This window comes from Dialister sp. UBA1703, assembly GCA_002320515.1.
Classification (GTDB): domain Bacteria; phylum Bacillota; class Negativicutes; order Veillonellales; family Dialisteraceae; genus Dialister.
Map to the genome: position 1 here is coordinate 1 of DCJJ01000170.1, position 6,373 is coordinate 6,373.

8 protein-coding genes are annotated in these 6,373 nt (G+C 50.7%); 5 read left to right on the forward strand and 3 right to left on the reverse strand.

Annotation, left to right across the window (positions count from 1 at the left end):
• Positions 1–331 precede the first annotated feature (331 nt).
• The gene (locus B2Y11_RS08310) at positions 332–589 is read right to left on the reverse strand and encodes a hypothetical protein (RefSeq protein WP_291057992.1); all 258 of its coding nucleotides are present in this window, start codon (positions 587–589) and stop codon (positions 332–334) included.
• A gap of 164 nt (positions 590–753) precedes the next feature.
• Here B2Y11_RS08310 and B2Y11_RS08315 point away from each other — a divergent pair, with 164 nt between their 5' ends.
• From B2Y11_RS08315 to B2Y11_RS08330, 4 genes are all read left to right on the forward strand, one after another.
• Complete coding sequence (locus B2Y11_RS08315; RefSeq protein ID WP_291057993.1) at positions 754–1,698, forward strand: cytochrome d ubiquinol oxidase subunit II; 945 nt, start codon at positions 754–756, stop codon at positions 1,696–1,698.
• A 15-nt stretch (positions 1,699–1,713) separates the two neighbouring features.
• Positions 1,714–1,890 carry a tryptophanyl-tRNA synthetase gene (locus tag B2Y11_RS08320; protein ID WP_291057994.1) on the forward strand — a complete coding sequence of 59 codons (177 nt, stop codon included), beginning with the start codon at positions 1,714–1,716 and terminating at the stop codon, positions 1,888–1,890.
• A 238-nt stretch (positions 1,891–2,128) separates the two neighbouring features.
• Entirely contained in the window at positions 2,129–3,373 is a 1,245-nt protein-coding gene (locus B2Y11_RS08325) for a putative DNA modification/repair radical SAM protein (RefSeq protein ID WP_291057995.1), read from the forward strand.
• A 9-nt stretch (positions 3,374–3,382) separates the two neighbouring features.
• A complete protein-coding gene (locus B2Y11_RS08330; protein WP_291057996.1) occupies positions 3,383–4,189 on the forward strand; it encodes a TIGR03915 family putative DNA repair protein in 807 nt (268 codons plus the stop codon).
• Between the two features lie 63 nt (positions 4,190–4,252).
• Here the strand turns inward: B2Y11_RS08330 and B2Y11_RS08335 are convergent, their stop codons facing one another.
• Positions 4,253–4,726: a MerR family transcriptional regulator gene (locus B2Y11_RS08335; RefSeq protein WP_291057997.1), complete on the reverse strand. Its 474-nt coding sequence runs from the start codon at positions 4,724–4,726 to the stop codon at positions 4,253–4,255.
• 122 nt (positions 4,727–4,848) lie between these two features.
• Here B2Y11_RS08335 and B2Y11_RS08340 point away from each other — a divergent pair, with 122 nt between their 5' ends.
• Positions 4,849–6,138, forward strand: a complete 1,290-nt coding sequence (locus tag B2Y11_RS08340) for a metallophosphoesterase family protein (protein ID WP_291057998.1) — start codon at positions 4,849–4,851, stop codon at positions 6,136–6,138.
• Positions 6,139–6,162: 24 nt separating this feature from the next.
• On the opposite strand, the gene B2Y11_RS08345 is transcribed toward B2Y11_RS08340, so the two are convergent.
• A partial coding sequence (locus B2Y11_RS08345; protein WP_291057999.1) for a hypothetical protein occupies positions 6,163–6,373 on the reverse strand: 211 nt, incomplete at its 5' end.

Below are 6,373 nucleotides of genomic sequence, written 5' to 3' on the forward strand. Positions count from 1 at the left end.
ACGCTTTCCCGTGGAGAAAGTCCGGTGCAGCGGTATAGGGGGTGGCCGCCTATGGCGGCCAAGTCACCACCATGTTTAACACGATTTATGCAGCAGGAAGCTCATCCCGTAACGCTGACTTCATAATCATTGCCCGAAGGGCAATCCTTTCCCTTCGAACCTTCTGAACCCTCTGAACCCTCACGCCGCAGGCGTGTCCAATGGTTATCCATAACCCTCGGGCCCGGCGGGCCCGTCAAACCTAAGAAACTTTGCACCGACAGGTGCATCAAACTTAAGAACCTTTCGCGCCCAAAGGGCGCAGAACCCGTAGCCGCCAAGCGGCCACCTTTTATCCCCTGAAATACCTCTTTGCCAATGACCAGGCGAAGCCGAAGGATTTCTGGAAGAGCCAGAGGTAAAGGGCTTTCCTGGGGTGGAGAAGCCAGTAGGCTTTGGTAATAGGGGAGAGGGGCTTTAAAATATCCGGTGCAGACGGGTCAGCAGCCGTTTTAGCGGTTATGGCTTTCTTTGCCTTTGGCTTCATTTTTCCGGAAACCAGGGCGGCAGCCAGGGCGAGGAGCAGTGCTTTCATCAGTTTGTTCATCATTATCCCTCCTGTGAAAACCTTTATATCTTATCTTAATCATAGCAGATTCGGGAAAAGAGTTCAAAAACGGGGGACTTGATAAAATCTTTGTTTCTATATCGCCTCTTGTGGTATACTTTTTAGGGAGAATTCCTTATTACTACTTATGAATGCTGGAGGATTTTATGAACGCTGATTCTAATGTACTTCTTTTGCCTTTGTGCTTTTTCGGATTATATATGATCCTGGAGGCAGCGGACTGGGGGCTTTGTCTTTCTGCGCCCTTGGTATGCCGCAGCCGGGAGGAGAACCGGGCACTGCTGGGACTTCTCCGTCCCTGCCTGGATGGCAATGAGCTCTGGTATTTCCTGGGGCTCTTTATGATGGGGGCGGCCATTCCCGGCGTTTCTGACAGGGTGTTCCATTCGGAAAACATCGTCCTTATTGTACTGGTGGCTGCCGGTGCCCTTCTTCGCATGGCTGCTTCCCTTCTCAGAAATCAGTTTTCCGCCTCCGGCGTTATGAAGGGGGTATCCCTCTTTTCCTATGCGGCGCTGGCGGTAATGGGACTGACCGGATCCTCTCTTCTTATGGACGACGGCTCCAAGTTTTCCGTTCTTGGCATTTTCTGCGCTCTGTGGGTGATTCTGGCTGCTTTCCAGCTGGGGACCCTTTACGGAGCGGTGAAGGCGGTGAACCCGCTGGCTGAACGTTTCCGTGCCGCTTTTCTGGTATCCAGCGTGCTGAATGTGGTGGTGTACATCATTCTGGCCATCCTTTTGAAGAGCCATGCCGGTGATTCCAATACCTATGGCAGTTTCTTCTGGATCAGTCTGGTGGCTACAGCCATCCTGTTCGCCGCATCCTTCCTTCTGACACGCATGCGTCATGTGAAGGTGGGGCTGGCAGCGGCTTATATTTCCTCTTTCTTTGCCATTGCTATTTACCTTTCCGCCTTTGCTGCCGTTCTTCCCACCATTTTCACTGTGGAAACCGCTTCCCTGAAACAGGCCATGGACGGCATGCCCGGCACGGCCCTTCTGGTGATTGCCCTGGTGTGGAGCCTGGGCTCATTCCTGTGGCGGCAGATCCGGAAAAAAGAATATTACGAATGGAAGGATCATATTTAAGAAAGGTGTATTTACATGGGTGAACTTTTCAAGACACAGCATACCATCGATGAAATGCTGGACCGCATGGGTGTGAAAATCGTACTGGACTCGGAACATCTGACAGAAGAAGATAAATTCGAGGCAGAAAAGCAGGGATCCTCTGTGGTTCTGAAAAAAGTGGAAAAGAAGGATTCCGATCACAAGGAATGAAATAAAAAGCAGGCCGGCGCCTGCTTTTTTTATTGTATCTTTTGCTTCCTGCCATCGTCGCCGCGAAGCGGCTATCCGCCACCCTCTGAACCCTGTGAACCTTCTGAACCCGGGCCACTCTGGGGCCCCATGAGCAATCCTTTCCTTCACCCCTCTGAACCCTCCCGTATTCCCACTGGAACAATTATTCTGCTTTGTGGTATAATGAATTAAGAAAAAATGTTCCAGGGAGGAAATCATGGATATCGGAGATAAGCTTGATATATTGGCGGACGCAGCGAAATACGATGTATCCTGTTCATCCAGCGGCTCTTCGCGGGCCAATGCGGGAGGTCTGGGCAGCGGCCACAAAAGCGGTATCTGCCACACATGGACGGCAGACGGGCGATGCGTGTCCCTTTTAAAGATACTGATGACCAATTCCTGCATTTATGACTGTGAATACTGCGTGAACCGGCGAAGCCATGATACGCCCCGGGCTCTGCTGACGCCGGAAGAAATCGTCATGCTGACTGTGGAATTTTACAAAAGGAATTACATAGAAGGTCTGTTCCTTTCCTCCGGCATCATCCGTTCTCCGGACTACACCACGGAACTTCTGATCAAAACGGCCCGCCTCCTTCGAGAAAGGGAGCATTTCAACGGCTATATCCACATGAAGGGCATTCCGGGAACGGACAGGGCCCTTCTTAATGAACTGGGCCGGTATGTGGACAGGGTGAGCGTGAATATCGAGCTTCCGTCGGAAAAGTCTCTCCGCCTTCTGGCGCCGCAGAAGACAAAGACAGCCATCCTTGCGCCTATGCGTTTCTTCAAGGAATCCATAGAAGCTCGCAGGGAGGAAAAGAAACATTTCAAAAAAGCGCCATCCTTTGTGCCTGCCGGCCAGACCACCCAGCTTATTGTAGGGGCCAGCGGGGAAAGCGACCGGCAGATTCTGCTGCTCACCCAGGGACTCTACCGTAAGGCGGATCTGAAGCGGGTATACTATTCGGCCTACGTGCCGGTGATGAAGGGAAAAAATCTGCCTGCCCTCAAAAGGCCGCCCCTTTCCCGGGAAAACAGGCTTTACCAGGCTGACTGGCTCCTTCGGTTTTACCATTTTCAGGCAGAGGAAATCCTGACTCCGGAGGAACCGGATTTCGATGAGGAGCTGGATCCCAAGTGCACCTGGGCCTTAAGGCATCGGGAACTCTTTCCTGTGGAAATCAACAGGGCTTCCTATGAAATGATCCTCCGGGTGCCCGGTATCGGCGTGAAAAGTGCTATGCGTATTATCCGTCTCAGGCGGTATGGAAATCTATCCTTTGATGATTTAAGAAGGATAGGGCTGGTGATGAAAAGGGCCCGCTATTTCATCACCGTTAACGGCAGGTACTATGGCGGGTATTCGGTGGATGACAAGAACCTTCGGAATCATCTCATATCGGAGACGGCGGCCAGGGAAGTGCGGGAGATGAGTCTTTTTGATACCCAGGTATAGGGAGGGATTATGTATTTTATCTATGACGGCACCTATCCCGGCTTTCTGACAGCGGTGTATGAAATCTATCACTTTGGCACCGGAAAGCTGGAAGATATCAGAAGGGATGATGGGGAATCTACCCTTTTTGGCATGACATACCTGGTGGATACCCGGTTTCTAAAGGCGGAAAAAGTGGCTGCTGCCTTTGAGAAGAAATGCGGGAAGAAAGCTCTGAGATGGATGTACCGCGCCTTTCTTTCCAATTTCGAGGGAAAGGATATGAAAATTTTCCTTTTTATAAAGGAAGGGTTCAAGCTGGGAAAGGGAATCTATACCCGGCAGAAGGAGCCCTGGGTACAAGACATTCTTTCCATGTGCCGGGCCGTGGGGAATGAAACGGAAAAATTCCGGGGCATTCTCCGATTCAGTGAACTGGAGGATGGCACGCTCTATGCAGTCATCCGGCCGGATCATGCCATCCTGCCCCTGCTGGCTTCCCATTTCAAGGACCGGCTGTCAGGAAAATGCTGGGTTATATACGACATCCGGCGCCGGGAAGCGGCGGTCTACGCAAAGGGCCGTGTTTCCATCGTACAGATAGAAAATGTGCCGGAGCATATGAAGTACAGCAGGGCAGAGGAAGATTTCCGTCAGCTCTGGAGAAACTACTATCGTCATATGGGAATTGAGGAGAGGCGGAATCCAAAGGAAAGGAGGAATTTTATTCCTAAAAAATACTGGTCCGGTCTCACGGAAATGGAAGACATGTATAATCGTGAAGATTTGCCGCTAAAAGGGCTGGAAGAAAAAAGAGGCCCGGCTCCGGAAAGATGATTTCCGAAGACGAGCTGGAAGGGGTGCTTCATTCTGTCAGGAAAAGGCTGGGGAAACAATGATTTATTCCGCTTTCGGGGTATTTTTCTTACCGGTCAAAAAATGGAGGCATTCATAGCCTGGGCGGTAAGCTTCGGGGACAGCAGATGCATCCCGGGCAGCCTTTGTGGTTCCTGCTTCAGCGGAGGTCCGGTAGTACCAAAGTTTGTAGTCCACCACGTTCATCATTTCCTCAAGCTCCCTTTTCTTTTCCTCCAGAAGCTCTTTCTGGCGGGTAAGAATGGAAAGCCTGGTCCGGATGGTTTTGTCGCCGTCAACCGGCAGATTCATGAAGATTCTAATGTCCTTCAGGGAGAGCCTTGTCTTTTTTAGACACTGGATCAGGCGGAGTTCCTCTATATCTTCCTCTCGAAAAAGACGGATACCACTGGAAGAACGCTTCAGATTGGGGATGAGTCCTTCCTTGTCATAGTAGCGGACGGTAGAAACAGGAATTCCAAGAATTTTGGCAGCTTCGCCGGCAGTATACAGCATCATACCACTCCTTTTGAAAAAAACACTTGACTTGAAGTTCACTTTAGCTTGTAGAATAAGCTATCATAGATTTCATGTCAATAGGGATTGTTATTTCCCTGGATCATAGATAAGGAGTAAAAGAAATGAAAAGAAAATGGATGGCCCTGGCACTGGCCCTGGGCCTTGCTGCCGGTATGGCAGGATGCGGAAATCAGTCCGCCCCCTCTTACCGCCAGGCCTCTTCCGGCCCGGTTTCAGAAACCATGAACCCCTATAACCTGCACCAGGTGGTGGCAGAAAATAACGAAAAAGGCAGAACCATTATGTGGGAACTGCCTTCGGGAAAGGATAATTCTCTGGAATACAGGAAAAAGGGGACCCATACGGTCTACACCGTTCCTGCCTCCGGCAAACCGCTGGAAGGAAACAGGGGTATCAAAAACGGTATCGTATATACGGCAAAGCTGGATCATCTGGAAAAGGGAGAATCCTATGAGTACAGAACTAGGGAAGGAAACAGCGTAAGTGCCTGGTACCCTCTGTCCACCGATGACGGCGGCTCTTTCAAAGCTATCGTTACTTCAGACTCCCAGAGCTCTGACTATAGCGACTGGGAAAACCTGATTCACCATGCATCAGATGCCCATAAGGATGCGTCATTCATGATAGTACTGGGAGATCTGGTGGACAATGGAGACGATGAATACCAGTGGCAGACCTGGTTCAAGAGCGTAGAACCTACCGCCTCCCGCATTCCCGTGGCACCGGCTCTTGGAAACCACGAAGCCTATTCCCTGGACTGGAAAAATCATATGCCAAACCGCTACCTGACCCATTTCACCCTGCCGGATAATGGAAACAAAGACTTAAAAAACCACTACTATTCCTTCGACTGGGGAAACGTGCACTTTACTGTGCTGGATACATCCCTCAATGAAGAAAAAGAGTGGCTTCCGGATCTGTATGAAAAAGAAAAGGCATGGCTGGAAAAGGATCTGAAGGGCACAAAGAAAAGATGGAAAGTGGTACTCATGCATAAAGACCCTCTGCAGTATGGATTTTCCGATGAAAGCAGGCCTCACAGGGAAGAAGGGTTCTCCGAAGAGGGGGAAATCTTCATGCCCCTCTTTGATACCTGCGGCGTGGACCTTGTCATCTCCGCCCATCTTCATACCTACCGCGATAGAGGCCACATCTATGACCTCAAACGTTCCGAAAAAGGTCCGGTCTACGTTATCGACGGCCTCTCCGGCAACGTCCGCTACCCCGGACTGTGGAAAAAACACGAACTGGATGAATACGTGGCACCCCAGCCGGAAACGGATAACTATTCCATTTTGGAAGCAGACAGGGATACACTGACCCTCACCGGCTATCTCCCCGACGGTACCAAACTCCATGAAACCGTAGTGAGGAAAGGAGAACAGGGATAGAAGATAGGAGAGAGAGGTTAGACATCAGAAATCAGACTTTCTGTCGGCTGTCCGCTGCCCGTTGACCGCCTTGGTGGGCATGCAGCCGCAGAGCGGCTGGGATCGAAGATCGGGATCGAGAATCGGGGGCCGCCTGCGGCGGCAGGTGGTGAGCTGGTGAACTAGGGAAGCGCTGATTAAATCGTTATCGGATTTCATTCTTGCATTTTTATTCAATGCAAGGAATAAGTCGACG